The sequence below is a fragment of the Alloalcanivorax mobilis genome (assembly GCF_002864685.1).
GTDB lineage: Bacteria > Pseudomonadota > Gammaproteobacteria > Pseudomonadales > Alcanivoracaceae > Alloalcanivorax > Alloalcanivorax mobilis.
The window spans coordinates 63,000-81,670 of the sequence record NZ_NMQZ01000019.1; the positions used below are offsets into that span (position 1 = coordinate 63,000).

Here is an 18,671-nt window from a genome sequence, read left to right on the forward strand (position 1 = left end):
CCGGTTAACCGGCGGTCGGAAACGATGGGACGCGCAGCAGCATCGGTATCACAACGGAAGCCCGGCCCGCGCCGGGCTTCCGTTGTTTTTGCACGCTGGAAAAGGCTTCGGCACTGGCCGGGGTCGGGTTATCATGCCCTGCACGCCAAAAGGCTGAAAGTAAAGAGACGTGAGACGAAAGACGTAGAGACGAGGGAAGAGAAGAGATATGTTCAAAATTGTGCGTAAAGAAATTCAATATGGCAGCGACACCGTGGTGCTGGAAACCGGCCGCATCGCCCGCCAGGCCACCGGCGCTGTCATGGTCACCATCGGTGCCACCCAGGTGCTGGTCACCGTGGTCGGTAAAAAAGAAGCCGACCCCAACAAGCCGTTTTTTCCGCTGACCGTTAACTATCAGGAAAAGACCTACGCCACCGGCCGCATCCCTGGCGGCTTCTTCAAGCGTGAAGGCCGGCCCAGCGAGAAAGAGACGCTGACCTGCCGCCTGATCGACCGGCCGATCCGCCCGTTGTTCCCCAAGGGCTTCATGAACGAAGTCCAGATCATCGCCACGGTGATGTCCTCCGATAAAGACCGTGATCCGGATATCGCCGCCATGATCGGCACCTCCGCCGCTCTGGCCATCTCCGGGATTCCGTTTAACGGACCGATCGGCGCCGCCCGCGTCGGTTTCAAGGACGGCATGTACCTGCTCAACCCGGGTTACTCCGAGCTGCAGGAATCCGACCTGAACCTGGTGGTGGCTGGCACCGAAGCCGCCGTGCTGATGGTGGAATCGGAAGCCAAGGAGCTCTCCGAGGACCAGATGCTGGGCGCCGTGCTGTTCGGCCACCAGGAGATGCAGACGGTGATCGACGGCATTAAAGGTTTCGCCGCCGAAGCCGGCAAGCCGACCTGGGAATGGTCCGCCGCCGAGGACAACGCCGAGCTCAAAGCCGCCATCAAAGCCCGCTTTGAAGCGCCGCTGGCCGAGGCCTACACGATCACCGAAAAAATGGCTCGCTACCAGAAAGTGGGTGAGCTGAAAGATGCCTGCGTGGCTGAGTTCGCCACCGACGCCGAAGGCGCGCCGCAGGCCGGTGAAGTGAAGGAGCTGTTCGCCAAGATCGAGAAGAGCGTGGTGCGCGAAGGCATCCTTTCCGGCAAGCCGCGCATCGACGGCCGCGCGCTGGACGCGGTGCGCTCCATCGATTGCCAGGTGGGGCTGCTCAATAAAACCCACGGTTCCGCCCTGTTCACCCGTGGCGAAACCCAGGCGATCGTGACCGCCACCCTCGGTGGCATGCGCGATGCCCAGTTTATCGACGCCCTGGAAGGGTCGCGCCAGGATCACTTCATGCTGCAGTACAACTTCCCTCCCTACTGCGTGGGTGAGACCGGCATGGTCGGCTCCCCCAAGCGCCGCGAGATCGGCCACGGCCGTCTGGCGCGTCGCGGTGTGGAAGCGGTGGTGCCCAGTGAGAAGACGTTCCCGTACTCCATTCGCGTGGTCTCCGAGATCACCGAATCCAACGGCTCCTCTTCGATGGCCAGTGTGTGTGGCACCTCAATGGCGCTGATGGACGCCGGGGTGCCGTTGAGCGCGCCGGTGGCGGGCATTGCCATGGGCCTGGTGAAGGAATCCGACGGCCGTTTCGCGGTGCTGTCCGATATTCTCGGCGACGAAGATCACCTCGGCGACATGGACTTCAAAGTGGCCGGCACCGGCCGCGGCGTGACCGCCCTGCAGATGGACATCAAAATCGAGGGCATCACCGAAGAGATCATGGAAAAGGCGTTGGAGCAGGCTCGCTCCGGCCGCGTCCATATTCTCGGTGAAATGGCCAAGGCGATCTCCCAGTCCCGTTCAGAAGTGTCCGAGAACGCGCCGACCCTGATTACCCTGAAGATCAACTCCGATAAGATTCGTGATGTGATCGGTAAAGGCGGCGCCACCATTCGCGCGCTCACCGAAGAGACCAAATGCACCATCGATATTGAAGACGATGGCAGCGTTAAAATCTACGGCGAGACCCGCGAAGCGGCCGCCGAAGCGAAGCGTCGTGTCGAGGAAATCACCGCCGAAGCCGAGATCGACAAGATCTACGACGGCAAGGTAATCCGGGTGGTGGATTTCGGTGCGTTCGTACAGATCATGCCCGGCACCGAAGGCCTGCTGCACATCTCCCAGATCGCGGAAGAGCGGGTGGAGAAGGTGACCGACTACGTGAACGAAGGCGACATGATCAAAGTGAAGGTTCTGGACGTGGACCAGCGTGGCCGCATCAAGCTGTCCATGAAGGAAGCCAAGGAGTCCTAGGCTTTTACCTTCGACAACAACTTTGCTACATTTTAAGCCCGCCTCTCGGCGGGCTTTTTTATGACTGGGGAAAATTATAATGAAAAAAGGACTGCTGGCCCTGAGCGGGTCGCTGTGGTTGTGCGGCTGTGCCTCGATTATCTCCACCTCCAATTATCCGGTATCGATTCAGAGTACCCCTCCGGGTGCCAGGTATGTAATTACTAACATACGCACGGATGAAACGATCAAAAGCGGCGTCACGCCGGATCGCGTCAGCCTTTCATCAAAGAACGGATTCTTTTCCGGCGCCCGCTACCGGGTCAGTTTCGAGCAAGACGGCTATCAGAATGCCGAGATTCCCATTTCCGCCTCCATGGACGGCTGGTATTTCGGCAATATCCTGTTGGGCGGCTTGCTCGGTATGCTGATCATCGACCCGGCCACCGGGGCCATGTGGAAGCTCAACGACCAGGTACAGAGCGCGCTGGTGGCGGTGCCGCAGCCCCCGCCGCCGACCGTTTCGCCGCTGGCCCCAGGCGTGGCGGCGCCGGTTGAAACGCCTGCGCGGGCCGATGACGTGCACGAAGACGCCACCGCCGGGCAACAGGATCGGCTGACGTCGTTGTCTCGCTGACCGTTGCCGTTTGCTCCCGGTTTGACCCTCCCTGCCTGACCCTCCCGGGCCGCCTTCCGGCGGCTCGTCGTCCCGCTCGACGAGCGGGACCGCCCGCTGTTTATCCCTTCTGGTTTTCGCCGAAACGGCGGTCCGTGCCCGGCGCTGTTTAATGAGCTGACCTTACGGGTCAACCCGGTTTATGCTCTTGGCAAATTTCATAAGGGTCCTTATAATTAACATCCTGATAAAGGAGACCCTATGAGCAGCGATGCGACCGTTGGCTTTGGCTTGCACGATGTGGCCCGCATGATGCGCCGGGATTTTGACAGCCGCGCCCGTGAGCAGGGGCTCACCCGCGCCCGTTGGCAGGTGCTGTGGTATCTGGCCCGCAGCGAGGGGATCTATCAGGCGGCGCTGGCGGAGTTGCTCGGTGTCGCGCCGATCTCCCTGACCCGCCAGCTTGATCGCCTGGAAGAGGAAGGGCTGGTTGAGCGCCGCGCCGACCCGCAGGACCGGCGCCGCTATCGCCTCTACCTGACCACCCAGGCCCAGCCGGCGCTGGATAACCTGCGGCAACTGGCGGCCCAGACCCGCGAGCGCGCTCTGGCCGGGCTCGGCGAGGGCGACATCGAGGCGCTGCAGCGCATGCTCAACGTGATGCGCGCCAACCTCTGCGACAAAGCGGGTTAAGACGCCGGTTTATCAAGGCCTGGTTTATCAGCACATTGCCGTAGCACGGCGGGGAAGAACCAGCGGGTTCTTCGTTACCCCTTCGAAGGAGAACCGAGTGACAACGACGCAACGAAACCGCCGCCTTTCCATGGGGCTTGGGTTGGTGATCGCCCTTGCGGTGGTGCTTTGGCTGCTGTTTGGCGGCAAGCGTTACATCAGTACCGACAATGCCTATATCAAAATCGACATGATCTCGCTGACCGCCAACGTGAGCGGCCCGCTGGTGGCGGTCAATGTGGAGCGCAACCAGGCGGTGAGCAAAGGCGACGTGCTCGCCGAGGTGGACCCGCAGCCCTACCGGATTGCGCTGGCCCAGGCCAAGGCCGATCAGCAGGCGGTGCGCAATCGGATTTTGTCGCTGCGCGCCGACTACGCACGCGTGCAGGCGGAGAAAGCCCAGGCCGGCCGCGACGCCGCCTATTATCAGCGCGAGCTGGGCCGTTTCCAGCGCCTCGATAAAGTGGCGGTTTCCAAGACCCAGCTCGACGCCGCCGAACAGAAGCTCAACCAGGCCCGTGCCGATGTGGCGGTGGACCAGCAGGAACTGGCCAGCCTCAAGGCGCAGCTGGCCGGCGGGCCGGACGTAGCGATTGAGGATCACCCGGATTACCAGGCCGCCACCGCGCGCCTGGAACAAGCTGAGTACGACCTTGCCCACACGCGCATCATTGCCCCCGCCAACGGTGTCATGGGGGGTTCCACGCCGATGGTGGGTGAGCGCGTCAATGCCGGGGTGCCGGTGCTCACGCTGGCGAAGAATCACGCCATCTGGGTGGAGGTGAACCTTAAGGAAACCGAGCTCACCAATGTGCGCGAAGGCCAGGACGCCGAGGTCGAGGTGGACACCTACCCCGGCGTGGTCTGGAAGGCGAAAGTGCAGAGCCTGAGCCCGGCGGCGGGGTCCGAATACGCCTTGATTCCGCCGCAGAACGCCAGTGGCAACTGGGTCAAGGTAGTGCAGCGGGTGCCGGTGAAGCTGGTACTGGTGAGCACCGAGGGCAAGCCGCCGTTGCGGGCCGGCATGAGCGCGGAAATCTCCATCGACACCAAGGTGTCGCTGCTCGGCGACGACGCGCCGAAAGACCGGACCGCCGATGCCACGGATTAACGATCAGCGCCTGGTCACCTTCAGCATCATGCTGGCGACGGTGATGCAGGCGCTCGACACCACCATCGCCAACGTTGCCCTGCCGCACATGCAGGGCAGTTTGTCGGCGAGCACCGATCAGGCCACCTGGGTGCTGACCTCCTACATTGTGTCCGCCGCGATCATGACCCCGGCGGTGGGGTTCATGGCCGGGCGCATTGGCCGCCGGCGTCTGTTCCTGTGGTCGGTGGCCGGGTTTACCCTGGCCTCGGGTCTGTGCGGGCTGGCCACCTCGCTGGAAGAGATGGTGCTGTTTCGCATCTTGCAGGGGGTGTTCGGCGCCGCGTTGGTGCCGTTGTCCCAGTCGGTGCTGCTGGACACCTATCCAGTGGAGCAGCACGGTCAGGCGATGGCGATCTGGGGCATGGGCGTGATGGTCGGCCCGATTCTCGGGCCGACGCTGGGTGGCTGGCTGACCGAGTGGTATAGCTGGCGCTGGGTGTTCTATATCAACCTGCCGTTCGGCCTGATGGCGTTCGCTGGCATCTGGCTGAGCGTGACGGAGACAGAGACACGCAAGGTGCGCTTCGACATGCTCGGCTTCGCTCTGTTGGCTCTGGCGATCGGCGCCTTCCAACTGATGCTTGATCGTGGCGAGCAGGAAAAGTGGTTTGGTAGCTTCGAGATCCAGATCGAGGCTTTGCTGGCGGCTCTGGGTTTTTATCTGTTCGTTGCTCACTCGCTGACCAAGAAAAACCCGTTTATCGATCTGGCCCTGTTCAAGGACCGGAATTTCGTCACCGGCGTGGTGTTTATCTTCGTGGTCGGCATTATTCTGCTCGCCACCATGGCGCTGCTGCCGCCCTTTCTGCAGCAGTGGAAAGGCTATCCGGCGGTCACCACCGGGCTGGTGCTGGCGCCGCGCGGGCTCGGTTCGATGTTTTCGATGATGTTGGTGGGCCGGCTGATGCGTACGCGCCTGGACGCTCGCATTCTGGTGGTGGTCGGCCTCTCCCTGGTGACCTTGTCTCTGCACCAGATGGCCGGCTTTACGTTGGAGGTTTCCACCGAGGATCTGATTTGGACCGGTATTCTGCAAGGGGCCGGGCTGGGGCTGGTGTTCGTGCCGGCCAGCACGCTGACCTACGCGACCCTCGACCCGGCGTTGCGCACCGAAGGCACGTCTTTGTTTTCGTTGTCCCGTAATCTGGGTTCCAGCGTGGGTATTTCGATCATGACGGCGATGCTGTCGCGCAACCTGTGGATCAACAATCAACAATTGGGCGAGCGCATCAACCTGAGCGGCTGGATCGCCCAGGGGCTGCCGATGAAAGAGATGGTGGGCAGTGTGCCGGCGGCGGTCTATCAGACGCTGCAGGCTCAGGCGGCGGAGATCAGTTATATGAACGATTTCCGGCTGCTGATGTGGATCAATATGGCGGCGATTCCGTTGGTGTTTCTATTGCGCAATAACCGTCAGCCGCCGACGCCCAAACAAGAGGCGAGCGCGGAGGTGGTGGGCGAGCCGTAATGAGCGAAGCCTTGCATGCGAAAAAAAGGCCAGGGCAGAGGGTTGCCCCGGCCACGGCGCTTAGCCGCCGTTGTTCTTGCGGGTTTTGATCAGTTCGTCCACCACCCCAGGGTCGGCGAGGGTCGAGGTGTCGCCCAGGCTGTCCAGCTCATCGGCGGCGATTTTGCGTAGAATGCGACGCATGATCTTGCCCGAGCGGGTTTTTGGCAGCCCTGGCGCGAAGTGGATCAGATCCGGTTTGGCAATCGGGCCGATCTCCGAGGTCACCAGCTCGCGCAGTTCCTTGATCAGTTCTTCGCTGCCCTCGGCGCCGCTCATCAGCGATACGTAGGCGTAGATGCCTTGGCCCTTGACCTCGTGCTGGTAACCGACCACGGCGGCTTCGGAAATGCTCTTGTGCAGCACCAGGGCGGATTCGATTTCGGCGGTGCCCAAGCGGTGTCCGGACACGTTCAGGACGTCATCCACGCGGCCGGTGATCCAGTAGTAGCCGTCTTCGTCCCGGCGCGCGCCGTCGCCGGTGAAGTAATAGCCGGGGTAGGCACTGAAGTAGGTGTCGATCAGCCGCTGATGGTCGCCATAGACGGTGCGGATCTGGCTCGGCCAGCTCGCCTTGATCACCAGGTTGCCGGAGGTGGCGCCTTCCAGTTCCTTACCGTCCGGGTCCATGAGGGCCGGTTGCACCCCGAACATGGGCAGCGTGGCGGAGCCGGGCTTCAGATCCACCGCGCCGGGCAGCGGCGTGATCATGATGGCGCCGGTTTCGGTTTGCCACCAGGTGTCGACGATCGGGCAGCGTTGCTCACCCACCACCTTGTGGTACCACTCCCAGGCTTCCGGGTTGATCGGCTCGCCGACGGTGCCGAGCAGCTTCAGGGATTGCCGCGAGGTCGTTTTCACCGGCTCGTCGCCCAGGCCCATCAGGGCGCGGATGGCGGTGGGTGCGGTGTAGAAGATGTTGACCTTGTGTTTGTCCACCACCTGCCAGCAGCGTGACGCATCCGGGTAGGTGGGCACGCCTTCGAACATCAGGGTGGTAGCGCCGTTCGCCAGCGGACCATAGACAATGTAGCTGTGGCCGGTGATCCAGCCGACGTCCGCGGTGCACCAGTAGATTTCGCCGTCGTGGTAGTCGAACACGTACTTGTGGGTCAGCGCGCTCTGCAGCAGGTAGCCGGCGGAGGTGTGGACCACGCCCTTGGGTTTGCCGGTGGAGCCGGACGTATACAGCGTGAACAGCGGGTCCTCGGAGTCCATCCATTCCGGTTCGCAATGGGCGTCGGCCTGGGCCATCGCCTCGTGGTACCAGAGGTCGTGTTTGTCGTTCCAGGCCACCTCGCCGCCGGTACGGCGCACCACCAGACAGGTATGCACATCGCCGCCGCCGTTGATCGCCTTGTCGGCGTTGGCTTTCAGGGCCACGGTGCGGCCGCCGCGCACGCCCTCGTCGGCGGTGATCACCGCGCAGGCCTTGGCGTCGTTGATGCGATCCTTCAGGGCCTCGGGCGAGAAGCCCCCGAACACCACCGAATGAATCGCGCCGATGCGCGCGCAGGCCAGCATGGCGTACGCCGCCTCCGGCACCATCGGCATATAGATCACCACACGGTCGCCTTTCTTGACGCCTCGTGATTTGAGCACATTACCCAGCTTGCTGACCTGTTCGAACAATTCCTGATAGCTGATGCGCTTATCCTGATCGGGCTCGTCGCCCTCCCAGATAATGGCGGTCTGATTGGCGCGCTCGGGCAAGTGGCGATCCACGCAGTTGTGGCAGACGTTGAGTTTGCCACCCTGGAACCAGGCCGCGCGGCCCTCTTTGAAATCCCAATCGCTGACCGTGTCCCAGCGCGTTTTCCAATCGAGCAGTTGTTCGGCGCGTTGCGCCCAGAAACCGTCCGGATCCTGGATCGATTGCTGGTACCAGCGATCGTAGGTGTCCCGATCCATCAGCGTTTGGCGTTTGAATGACTCGGGAACCGGGTAGGTCTTTTGCTCGGACATTATTTCCTCCTTCTACTGCGCGCCGGCATGTTGTTATACAGCCTCTGACGGCAACGGCACCCCCCGCCTTGCTGGCGGAGCGTCAACGGTGAGCAGAGGCCCTGTAATCTGTACGTTATCATACGGCACGGGGCCCGCCCCGGGAGTTCAACTTTTGTCTAACCCTTTGTTCCATGGGGCCTTGTACGCAGTGGAACAAGGCCCCCGAGGGCTCCGTTCGACGAGTGGCGTCAGGCCCGACCGGCACCAAGCCGGGCACGGATATCCCGTAACTCGTCGCCCATGCGGGTGAAGCGGGCATCGGTCATTTCCACCGCCGGGTTGGCCGGTCCGAGGGTGGCGTCATTGTGGCTCACCGCCAGTTCCACGAACGCGGGCGCGGGCCCGCTCAACACCTCCGTGATGCCGGCGGCGAATTGTTCGGCGCTGTCGAACCGATAACAGGCGCGATAACCGGCGGCCCGGGCCAGCCCGGTGAAATCGATGCCCGAGTGGCCCGGTGTCTGCAAATTGCCCAGGCCGGCGAATTGCACACCGTTGTTGATCACTATATGAAAGAAATTGTCAGGCTGGGCCTGGGCCACGCTCACCAGGCCGCCGAGTTCCATCAGCAGGCTGGCGTCGCCGTCCAGCACCATCACCGTGCGATCCGGGCGCGCCAGCGCCAGCCCCATGCCCAGTGAGGCGGCGCCGCCCATCAGCGGCACACACGCCACCGTGAGCGGGCGCTGGGGCGCCAGTTGATCGGTGGCGCCCATGGCGCCCATGGTGGTGACGATGATTGCTTCTTCGCGGGCCTCGTCGACGATCTGACAGGCTTGCATAAGGGTCATCATGAGGCACTCTCCACGGCATCGAAGCCGATGAAATGACCGACCAGCAGCGCCGCGGGGCCGCTACGCTCCCGGGAGGCCCGCCAGGCGGTATCGATGTGAGACGCGTCGCCGGGGCCTTCCAGGCGCCAGTAAGGAATATCGAGCAGTTCGAGGAGCGGCTCGAGCATGCGCACCATACGGCGCGAGGATTGCCTCGGATCCTGGCCCAGATTGCTCCACTCGCGACCAAACTGACCGATCATGAACAGCAGCGGTATCTTCGAATCCAGGCCAAGCGCGCGCAGGCTGTTGATGCCGGCGTAAAAACCCTGGTTCTGAACCAGAACCGCGACGCGCGCGCCTCCCGCCCACAGACCGGAGGCAACCTCAATGGCCTGATCTTCGGTGGTGCAGTTGATCTGCCGAATCCCTGGCTCGCGCTCAAGCGCATCGTGCAGCGCGATCTGCAGCATATCCGGCACGGTGGTGACGTGATCGATGCCGCAGCGCTGGAACGCGGCGATGACGTCGCTGGCGGTAACGGCATAGTGGCTGTGATGAGTCATGACAATCTCCTGATGCGACGTTAAGGGCGCGGCGCCAGAGGTGGGGTGGCGCGCGCGCCGGAGTGGTCCCAGGCCGGCGAGGGCGACTGCTGATCACGGTGGGCGCGGGCGAAGCGCCTGCCGATCAGGTAAGCGCACACCGTGGACAGCAAGCCGCTGGCGACCACATAGACGCAGATCAGCCAGGGTTCGCCGCCACCCGCGGTGAGCAGCAAGGTGGCGATGATCGGCGTCAGACCGCCGGCGAAGACGCTGGAAAACTGGTACACGAAGGAGATGCCGGTGTAACGCACACGGGCATCGAACAACTCACAAAGAAAGCCGGACACCGGGCCGTAAACCGAGGCATAAATAACACCGAAGGGCACCGCGATGGCGATCCAGATCAGGGTGAGATTGTCGCCGGCGTGATTCATCAGCCAGAAGGCGGGGAAGGTGGTCAGCGCGGTGACGATGGACGCGATCGCATAAAAGTAGAAGCGATTCACTTTGTCGGAAAGGTACCCGTAAATGGGAATAAAGACGCACAGCACCGCTGAAGCAATCATTACCCCGATCAGAGCATCGGTGCGGGAAAGGGCGATTTTCTCGGTGAGATAGCTGATCGAGAACACCGCGAAAATATTAAACACCACACCGTCAACGTGCCGCGCACCAAGGCCGAGAAGAATGTTGCCCGGGTAGCGTCTGAGCATGTCCAGGAAGGGGACCTTGGCTTCGCCATGGCTTTTTTTCATTTCCGCGAAGGCCGGTGTTTCCATGATCTTCAAACGAATCCAGAGCCCAAACAGAATCAGCGCGAACGACAGCACGAAGGCACTGCGCCAGCCCCAGGCCATGAACTGTTCGTCGGTCAGTGTCAGAGTAAGGCCGGCGATGACGATCGAGGAAAGCAGAACACCAAAGGAGAGTCCGAGCTGTGGCAGGCTGGCATAGAAGCCCCGTTTTTCAGGGGGAGCGTATTCGTAGGCCATAAGAATGGCACCGCCCCATTCACCACCCAGACCAATGCCCTGGATCACACGCAGAAACAGCAGCAGCAACGGCGCGGCCACGCCGATCTGAGCGTAGGTGGGCACCAGTCCGATCGCCACGGTGGAAACGCCCATGATCATCAAGGTGGTCACGAGCATTTTTTTGCGACCGATCTTGTCGCCGAAATGGCCGAAGATAATACCGCCCAGCGGGCGTGATACGAAACCCACGGCGAACGTGGAGTAGGCGAGCAGTGTCGAGATGGCGGGATCATCGCCGGGGAAGTACAGTTTATTAAGGACGATGCCGGCGACCACGCCGTACAGAAAAAAGTCATACCACTCGATGGTCGCGCCGATCACGCTGGCGAGCGCCACGCGACGAATCGTCTTATTGTCTACACTCATTATTACCTCCAATTCTTGTTGTTTTGCCGGGCTGCGCGAGGCAACCATGTCAGGGTACGGAGCGTGCCTCCTCGAGAATCAGATCGGAGGCTTTTTCCGCGATCATTACCGTGGGTACATTGGTGTTTCCGGAAATCAGGGTGGGCATGATGGAGCAATCCACCACTCTGAGATTCCGTAGGCCGTGTACGCGCAAGGCGTCATCGACCACCGCCATCGGATCGGCGGCCGGCCCCATTTTCGCGGTGCCGGAAGGGTGGAAAATGGTGGAGGCGTGGTCGCGGCAAAAGTCGAGAATCTCATCGTCGCTGCGCACCGCATCGCCGGGCCGGAATTCACGTTTCATATAGCGCGCCAGCGGTTCGGATTGCGCCACCCGGCGGGCGAATTTCACCGCCGCCACGGTGCTGCGCTGGTCGAAGTCGGTGGACAGATAATTGGCCTGGATCAGCGGTGCGGCAAAGGCATCGTTACCGGCGATGCGCACATGCCCGCGGGCCTCGGGCCGAAGCTGGCAGACCGAATAGGTGCACCCCGAAAAAGGGTGAACCTGGCCGGCGGCGTGGTCGGCGGAGAGCGTGGCGAAATGAAACTGGGTGTCCGGGGTGGCGTTCTCCTGGGGCAGTGAACGGCAGAACATGCCGCCCATATTGATGCCCAGCGCCAGCGGGCCGGAGCGGTTCCATAACCACTGCAGGCCCATCTTCATCTTGCCACTCAAGGAGCGCAGTTCGTCGTTGGTGGTGATGGGCTCGCTGACCTCATACATCAGCCGCACCTGAAGGTGGTCCTGAAAATTTTCGCCGACACCGGGCAGGTCATGGACCAGATCAATGCCATGCTGGCGCAGCAGGCCGGCGCCGCCGACGCCGGAGAGCTGCAGTAATTGCGGTGATTGGATGGCGCCGGCGCAAAGGCATACCTCTCGATCAGCCTGAATCTCAACGTCGCGGTCATGGTGGCGGTAGAGAACGCCACGGGCGCGCCGTTCCTGGAACAGAATGCGCATCACCTGGGCGCCGGTTTTCACGGTCAGGTTGCGACGCTTGCGCGCCGGTCGTAAATAGGCCACCGAGGTGGAGCAGCGAAAGCCCCTGCGGGTGGTGAGTTGATAATAGCCGACGCCTTCCTGAGTGCCGTCGTTGAAGTCGCGGGTGAGCGGTACGCCGTTGAGGCGCGAGGCTTCGATAAACGCGTCCACCAGCGGATGGCGAACGTTAATGCTGGATGCCCACAGCGCCCCCTGCCGGCCCCGTGTCGGCGCATCCGGCAGGTCGTTGTGCTCCAGCTTTTTAAAGTAGGGCAGGCACTTTTCCCAACTCCAGCCCGGGTTGCCCAGCGCCGCCCATTCATCGTAATCCCGCGCCTGGCCACGAATGTAGATCAAACCGTTGATTGAGCTGGACCCGCCCAGAGTGCGCCCGCGTGGCTGGTAAATACGCCGCCCATTGAGATGCGCTTCCGCTTCGGTTTGGAAGCCCCAGTTGTAGGTCTTGTGAAACATGGTCTTGCCGTAACCGATCGGAATGTGAATCCAGGGATAGCGATCCGCCGGGCCGGCTTCGAGAAGGCATACCGAATACTTCCCGTTTTCACTCAAGCGATTGGCCAGCACGCAGCCAGCGGAACCCGCGCCGACGATGACGTAATCAAACCGCTGCATTGCGCACTCCTGTTTTGTCGTTGTTGTTCGGGCAAGATGATTGGTAGTACCTTGAATATCTTGCATTCGATGCGTTTTCCCTGGTGTAGCCATCGGCGTGTCGACCTTCAAGCGCGTGCTGGAGGAAAGCGGGAAAGTGGATCAGAAACGCCAAATTTGATCTCAAAAAGAGAACTCCGATGACCACGCAACCGGCCAGATCCGACGCCGATTCCAACGAAAAGAACACGCGGGTGTTACGCGTTTTAAGCGTGATGGAGCGGGTGGCGGCGGCCAGCCAGCCGGTCACTGTGTCGCAGCTGGCGCAGCGTCTGGGTATTCCCAAGGCGACACTGAGCCGGCTGTTGGTGACGCTGGTTGAGCATCAATACCTGGGCACCTTGCCGGGCCACGGCTACGTACTGGGCCCGCGTGCCACGCGGCTGGCGCTCACCACCCTGGGCAGCAATGACTTCATGCGCGCGTGCCGTTCGGTATTGCGCGCGCTGGTACAGCGGCTGGGAGAGACCTGCAACCTGACGGCACTGGACGGTGATCGGGTGATCTATATTGAGCGGGTGGAAACCAGCGAGCCCTTGCGTTTGCACATCGAGCCGGGTACCCGGCTGCCTTTGCATTGCACCGCCGGCGGCAAGATGTTTCTCGGGCAGATGCCCCGCCATGAGCGGCAGGCGTTGATTGAGCGTTTGCCGTTAACGCGAATGACGCCACGCACCTTTACCGACCCGGAACGTCTGGCGGTCGAATTGGAGCGCTTGGCGGCGCAGGGTATTGGCGTGGACAACGAGGAGTTCGTGCGCGGTATGGTGGGGGTGGCGGTGCCAGTGCGCGACGATGAAGGCAAGGTGCTGGCGGCGATGGTGTGCCACGCCGCCACCGCGCGCGCCAGCCTGGATGACCTGTTGCGCCATCTGCCGCACCTGCGCGATGCGGCCACTAGCATGTACGGACTGATGCGTCGATTGTAGGCGGCAAAGGCCAAAGGCGCAGTTATCGCCGCACACAAAAACGCCGGCGCTCATGACTCATGAGGCCGGCGTTCGAAGGCGGTTTCCGGGGACCCTCAGGCCACTTGTACCGGAATCGCGTTGCTGGTGCCTTTCACTGCATTGCCTTCGTCCATATAGATCAGGCGAGGCTTGTAGTTGATCAGCTCCGAGCTGGAATAGTTGGCGTAGGCGCAGATGATGACGCGGTGGCCGGGTTTGGCTTTGTGAGCGGCGGCGCCGTTCACGGAAATGATGCCAGAACCCTCTTCGCCCCGGATGGCATAGGTTTCAAACCGCTCGCCATTGTCCAGGTTGTAGATCTGGATTTGTTCGTATTCAAGAATGCCGGCCATATCGAGCAATTTGCCGTCGATGGCGCAGGAGCCTTCGTATTCAAGCTCCGCGTGGGTGACGCGGGCCTGGTGCAACTTGGCTTTCAGCATGGTGCACTGCATGTCTAATACCTCTCTGAACGACCCGCGGGTTTAGCAGGTTGTTGAAAAACCACTGTGGTTGCCGGTCGGCTTCCGAGCCGCTTTTCAACACCCTGTGGACGGCTGCGTCTCCCAGGGGGCCGGCAGTATGCATGAATCACCGGTCACATACAAGGAAACGCCCTGTACACCCCGTATGACGCGGGTTTGCGGGTTTTCAGCCGGTTCCGGCCGAGCGTTGAACGGTGATGTTATCGATCAGCCGGGGCTTGCCCAGTCGGGCGGCGGCGGCGATCACCAGGTCGCGGTCCCGTGCCCCGGCGGGCGCCAGGGTAACGGCATTGGCGACGGTAAAATAGTCCACTTCGAAACCATGTTGGTTGAGCGATGTGCTGAGCCGCTTTTCCAGGGCGCGGAAGTCCTGCTCGCCGGCTTCGATGGCGCGGCGTGCGTCCTGCAGGTGCTGTTGCAGCAGGGGCGCGCGGGCGCGCTCGCTGTCGCGCAGGTAGCCGTTGCGGGAGCTGCGCGCCAGGCCGTCCGCTTCGCGGTCGGTGGGCGCGGCGATGATGCGGATCGGCATCAGCATTTCCCGGGTCATGCGCCGCAGGATGGCGAGCTGTTGGAAGTCTTTTTCGCCGAACACGGCGACGTCCGGCTGGACAATGTTGAACAGCTTGCTGACCACGGTGGCGACGCCGCGAAAATGACCTGGCCGGCCGGCGCCGCACAGGTGCTCGCCCAACTGGTCCACATCCACCCAGGTCTGATTGCCGCCGAGCGGGTAGATCTCTTCCACGGCGGGCGCGAACAGCAGTTCCACGCCGGCCTCGCGCAGGTGGGCGGCGTCGTCGTTCAGGGTACGCGGATAGCTGTCGAAATCCTCGCCGGGGCCGAACTGGGTCGGGTTGACGAAAATCGACACCACCACTTTGTCGGCCTGACGGCGCGCCTCTTCGACCAGGCTCAGGTGGCCCGGGTGCAGGTTGCCCATGGTCGGGACCAGGGCCACGGTCTGTTCTTCACGGCGCCATTGGCGTACCCGCTGGCGGACTTCGTCGACGGTATGGAGCAGTTCCATGGGCATTCCCGGATGTCTTGGAGAGGGGCGGGCCGCTTAGAAGCAGTGTTGCTCAGCGGGGAAGCTGCCATCCTTGACGGCCCGATCATAGGCCTGGATGGCGGCGCCGATGTCGCCGGTGTCGGCCATGAAATCCTTCACGAAGCGAGCCGGGCGTGGGTTGAGGCCGAGCATGTCGTGCAGTACCAGCACCTGCCCGTCGCATTCCGGCGCCGCGCCAATGCCGATCACCGGGGCGGCGACGGCGGCGGTGATCTCGCCGCTCAGCCCGCGCGGCACGCATTCCAGCACGAACAGCGCGGTGCCGGCGCGATCCAGGGCGATGGCGTCGTCCAGCAGCGCCTTGGCGCTGGTGTCGTCCTTGCCTTGAACCAGGTAGCCGCCAAAGGCGTTCACCGATTGCGGGGTCAGGCCCATGTGCACGCACACGGGAATGCCGTTGCGGGCCAGCACGGTGACCGCCTCGCAGAGCCAGGCGCCGCCTTCCAGCTTGATCACGTTGGCGCCGGCCTGCATCAGCGCGGTGGCGGCTTCGAGAATGCGCTCAAGAGTGGCGGCGCCCATGAACGGCACGTCGGCGATCACCAGGCTGCCCTGATTGCCGCGGGCCACGCACTCGGTGTGGTAGACCATCTGCGCGAGCGTCACCGGTACGGTGCTTGGTTGCCCCTGGATCACGTTGCCCAGGGAATCGCCAATCAGCATTGCCTCGACGCCGGCCTCGCTGATCAGGCGGGAGAATGTGGCGTCATAGGCGGTGAGCACGGAAAACTTGGCGCCTTCCTGTTTGCGTTTTTTCAGGGTGCGAATGGTAACGGGCATCGGGCTCTCCCCGGGGCAATGGTAGGGAATGGCAGCGTGGCGCGGGTGGGCGGCGCCGTCGGGCCGGCCGGCATGGTGCCCCCGAACCGGCTATCGGACCAGTGGCCGGGGGTTAAAATAGTGGCGACCCGTGCGGATGTCCAGCAGCTCGCTCACCAGGTGCTGGTAGTCCGCGTCGCCACTGACCAGGTCGATCTCGGCGGCGTTGACGATCAGCAGCGGGGCGCCGTCGTAGTAGTGGAAGAAGCGCGTATAGGCATCGTTGAGGCGTTCCAGGTAGCCGGTGTCGATGCGTTGCTCGAAACCGTGGCCACGCCGCTGCACCCGCTGGCGCAGCACCGTGGAGGGCGCCTGCAGATAGATCACCAGATCCGGGCTGGGGGCGTCGATCAGCATGTGCTGGTAGACGTTGTCGTAGAGTTCGAACTCGTCGTCGTCCAGGTTGACCTCGGCGAACAGGCGGTTCTTTTCCACCAGGAAATCGGTGACCCGGGGGCCCGAGAACAGGTCCTGCTGGCGCAATTGGCGCAGTTGCTCGGCACGCTGAAACAGGAAGAACAGCTCGGTCTGCAGGGCAAAGCGTGCCGGGTCCTGATAGAAGCGGGTCAGAAACGGGTTGTCCTCGGCCTGCTCGAACAGGGTGTCGAAGCCGAAGGTGTCCGCCAGACGTCGCGCCAGCGTGGTTTTGCCCACGCCAATGGGGCCTTCAACGGCGATGAACCGGGGCAGTTGGCCGGCGTCTCGGAGCCGGTTAATGCGTTCGCTGAGCAAGTTGATCCTCCTTCAGGCAAGACAGGCGCCGCAACGGCTGATCGGTGACCGCCATCCAATGGTCCTGCAGGCGGGTGCCATCGGGCAAGGTGGCGGCGGGGATCAGATCAAGCAGCGGGCGGAGCACGAAGGCGCGCCGGCACATTTGCGGGTGGGGCACCTGCAGGCGGGGCAGGTCGATGCATTGGTCGTGCCACAGCAGAATATCCAGGTCCAGGGTGCGCTCGCCCCAATGACGGCGCCTCACCCGACCGGCCGCCTGTTCCAGCGATTGCAGAAGATCGAGTAAGGACGGGGGCGCCAACCGGGTGTCCAGCAGGGCGACCGCATTGATGAAGTCGGGCTGATCCTGGGGGCCCACCGGGCTGCTTTGGTAGAGGGCGGAATGGCGGATCAGACAGGTGTCCGGAAGGTCGCCCAAATCGCCGAGGGCGTGGCGCACCTGATGGACCGGGTCCGCCAGATTGCTGCCCAGGCCGATGGCCACGGCCATGTCAGCGGCGCCGACGCCGGCGCCGGCGCCCGTTGCCACCCTGGGCCTGGGGGCCGAGGGCTTGCACCATGTCGCGGCGCTCAATGTCATCGGCTTCCTGGTAGAGGGTCCACCACTGGCCCAGCCCCGGGTTCAACTCGCCGGCTTCTTCGCGCAGCAGCAGAAAGTCATAGGCGGCCCGGAAACGGGGGTGCTCCATGGTGGCATCGGCCCGTTTGCCGCCGCGCTTGGGCAGCCGCATCTGCAGTTCCCACATCTCCCGCATCACGGTGGAGAAGCGACGTGGTATGGCGGTGTGCTTAACCTGCAGGTTAAGGGCGGCGGTGGCGGCTTTGTGCAGTGCCGGGGCGCTCGGCATGCCTTCGTCCTGGTAGCGCTCCAGCCGGGCGGTGATCACCGGCCACAGCAGTACCGCGAAGATAAACGCGGGGGTCACCGGTTTGTCCTGGGCCAGGCGCCGGTCGGTATTGTCCATGGCGGCCAGGATCAGGCGTTCCCAGGTTTCGCCCTGGTCGCCTTCGAGGCTGTCCTCGGTGTCCGGAAACAGGAAGTGGAACAGGCCCAGGTCGCGCAGCTGCTGGTAGGAGGCTCGGGCATGGCCGCTGAGGAACAGCTTGAGGACTTCATCGAACAACCGCGCCGGCGGTACCTGCAGCAGCAGTTCCGCCATCGCCGGGATGGGGGTGGCGCTGGCGGCATCCAGGGAAAAGCCGAGCTTGGCGGCGAAGCGCGCGGCGCGGAGCATGCGTACCGGGTCTTCCCGGTAACGCTGCACGGGATCGCCGATCATGCGGATCACGCCGTTTTCGATGTCCCGGCGGCTGTCGACAAAGTCATAGAGGGCGAAGTCGGCGATGTTGTAGTAAAGCGCATTGATGGTGAAGTCGCGCCGCAGGGCGTCTTCTTCGATGCTGCCCCAGGTATTGTCACGCAACACCAGGCCGGTCTCTTCATGGGCGGAGTGCTGGTCGCTGTCCAGGTCGTCATCGCGCTGGAAGGCACGGAAAGTGGAGACCTCGATGACTTCGCGGCCAAAGCGTACGTGCACGATCTGGAAGCGCCGGCCAATGATGCGGCTGCGCTTGAACAGATCGGCCACCTGATCGGGGGTGGCGTCGGTGACCACGTCAAAATCCTTGGGCTGGCGGCCACACAGCAGATCACGCAGGCAGCCACCCACCAGAAAAGCCTCGAACCCGGCCTTGTTGAGCCCGTAGAGCACGTTCAGCGCGGCGCGGGATACCTGCTTGCGCGATATGCTGTGCTGGTTACGGGGGATCACAATGGCTTCGGGGAGGCGGGGGGGGCGTGCGGAACCTTTGCCTGTCAGGCGGGTCAACCAATTAAGGATGTTTGAAATGAGACGCCCCAAAAACGTTAACGGCATTGAATACTCATCGTCCT

General features: G+C 62.7%; 17 protein-coding genes. 6 read left to right on the forward strand and 11 right to left on the reverse strand.

The genetic code is table 11. The features are described from left to right. Nucleotides 1-208: 208 nt before the first annotated feature. The 5 genes from pnp (at nt 209) to CGS25_RS11230 (ending at nt 6,250) form a co-directional block, all read left to right on the forward strand. Nucleotides 209-2,302: a polyribonucleotide nucleotidyltransferase gene (gene pnp / locus CGS25_RS11210; RefSeq protein ID WP_101675507.1), complete on the forward strand. Its 2,094-nt coding sequence runs from the start codon at nt 209-211 to the stop codon at nt 2,300-2,302. Between the two features lie 79 nt (nt 2,303-2,381). Next, nucleotides 2,382-2,918, forward strand: coding sequence for a hypothetical protein (locus tag CGS25_RS11215; RefSeq protein ID WP_198588764.1), 537 nt, complete (start codon nt 2,382-2,384; stop codon nt 2,916-2,918). A gap of 240 nt (nt 2,919-3,158) precedes the next feature. Beyond that, a complete protein-coding gene (locus CGS25_RS11220; protein ID WP_089033268.1) occupies nt 3,159-3,590 on the forward strand; it encodes a MarR family winged helix-turn-helix transcriptional regulator in 432 nt (143 codons plus the stop codon). A 97-nt stretch (nt 3,591-3,687) separates the two neighbouring features. After that, on the forward strand, nt 3,688-4,740 hold the full coding sequence (locus CGS25_RS11225; protein ID WP_232802365.1) for an HlyD family secretion protein: 1,053 nt from the start codon (nt 3,688-3,690) through the stop codon (nt 4,738-4,740). Continuing rightward, nucleotides 4,727-6,250 (forward strand): DHA2 family efflux MFS transporter permease subunit, encoded by a 1,524-nt coding sequence (locus tag CGS25_RS11230; RefSeq protein ID WP_089033266.1) that lies wholly within the window; start codon nt 4,727-4,729, stop codon nt 6,248-6,250. The genes CGS25_RS11225 and CGS25_RS11230 overlap by 14 nt, the downstream gene beginning before the upstream one ends. A 60-nt stretch (nt 6,251-6,310) precedes the next feature. Here the strand turns inward: CGS25_RS11230 and acs are convergent, their stop codons facing one another. From acs to CGS25_RS11255, 5 genes are all read right to left on the reverse strand, one after another. Further along, nucleotides 6,311-8,254, reverse strand: a complete 1,944-nt coding sequence (gene acs / locus CGS25_RS11235; RefSeq protein WP_101675508.1) for an acetate--CoA ligase — start codon at nt 8,252-8,254, stop codon at nt 6,311-6,313. Between the two features lie 230 nt (nt 8,255-8,484). Beyond that, entirely contained in the window at nt 8,485-9,090 is a 606-nt protein-coding gene (locus CGS25_RS11240; RefSeq protein WP_101675509.1) for a thiamine pyrophosphate-dependent enzyme, read from the reverse strand. Continuing rightward, entirely contained in the window at nt 9,087-9,635 is a 549-nt protein-coding gene (locus CGS25_RS11245) for a thiamine pyrophosphate-binding protein (RefSeq protein WP_089033263.1), read from the reverse strand. The genes CGS25_RS11240 and CGS25_RS11245 overlap by 4 nt, the downstream gene beginning before the upstream one ends. A 20-nt stretch (nt 9,636-9,655) precedes the next feature. After that, the gene (locus tag CGS25_RS11250; protein WP_089033262.1) at nt 9,656-11,017 is read right to left on the reverse strand and encodes an MFS transporter; all 1,362 of its coding nucleotides are present in this window, start codon (nt 11,015-11,017) and stop codon (nt 9,656-9,658) included. 49 nt (nt 11,018-11,066) lie between these two features. Beyond that, nucleotides 11,067-12,680 carry a GMC family oxidoreductase gene (locus tag CGS25_RS11255; RefSeq protein ID WP_101675510.1) on the reverse strand — a complete coding sequence of 538 codons (1,614 nt, stop codon included), beginning with the start codon at nt 12,678-12,680 and terminating at the stop codon, nt 11,067-11,069. Nucleotides 12,681-12,859: 179 nt separating this feature from the next. On the opposite strand from CGS25_RS11255, the gene CGS25_RS11260 reads away from it, so the two are divergent. Next, nucleotides 12,860-13,648 (forward strand): IclR family transcriptional regulator, encoded by a 789-nt coding sequence (locus CGS25_RS11260; RefSeq protein ID WP_089033260.1) that lies wholly within the window; start codon nt 12,860-12,862, stop codon nt 13,646-13,648. A 95-nt stretch (nt 13,649-13,743) separates the two neighbouring features. Here CGS25_RS11260 and panD read toward each other — a convergent pair whose 3' ends face one another. The 6 genes from panD to pcnB form a co-directional block, all read right to left on the reverse strand. Then, a complete protein-coding gene (gene panD, locus CGS25_RS11265; RefSeq protein WP_089033259.1) occupies nt 13,744-14,124 on the reverse strand; it encodes an aspartate 1-decarboxylase in 381 nt (126 codons plus the stop codon). 196 nt (nt 14,125-14,320) lie between these two features. Beyond that, entirely contained in the window at nt 14,321-15,181 is an 861-nt protein-coding gene (gene panC / locus CGS25_RS11270) for a pantoate--beta-alanine ligase (RefSeq protein WP_101675511.1), read from the reverse strand. A 36-nt stretch (nt 15,182-15,217) separates the two neighbouring features. Further along, entirely contained in the window at nt 15,218-16,003 is a 786-nt protein-coding gene (panB, locus tag CGS25_RS11275; RefSeq protein WP_089033257.1) for a 3-methyl-2-oxobutanoate hydroxymethyltransferase, read from the reverse strand. Nucleotides 16,004-16,093: 90 nt separating this feature from the next. Continuing rightward, nucleotides 16,094-16,774: a deoxynucleoside kinase gene (locus tag CGS25_RS11280; RefSeq protein WP_089033256.1), complete on the reverse strand. Its 681-nt coding sequence runs from the start codon at nt 16,772-16,774 to the stop codon at nt 16,094-16,096. Next, a complete protein-coding gene (folK, locus tag CGS25_RS11285; protein WP_101675519.1) occupies nt 16,755-17,267 on the reverse strand; it encodes a 2-amino-4-hydroxy-6-hydroxymethyldihydropteridine diphosphokinase in 513 nt (170 codons plus the stop codon). Before folK ends, CGS25_RS11280 begins: the two co-directional genes overlap by 20 nt. A 1-nt stretch (nt 17,268) precedes the next feature. After that, nucleotides 17,269-18,549, reverse strand: a complete 1,281-nt coding sequence (gene pcnB / locus CGS25_RS11290) for a polynucleotide adenylyltransferase PcnB (RefSeq protein ID WP_232802366.1) — start codon at nt 18,547-18,549, stop codon at nt 17,269-17,271. Nucleotides 18,550-18,671: the final 122 nt, after the last annotated feature.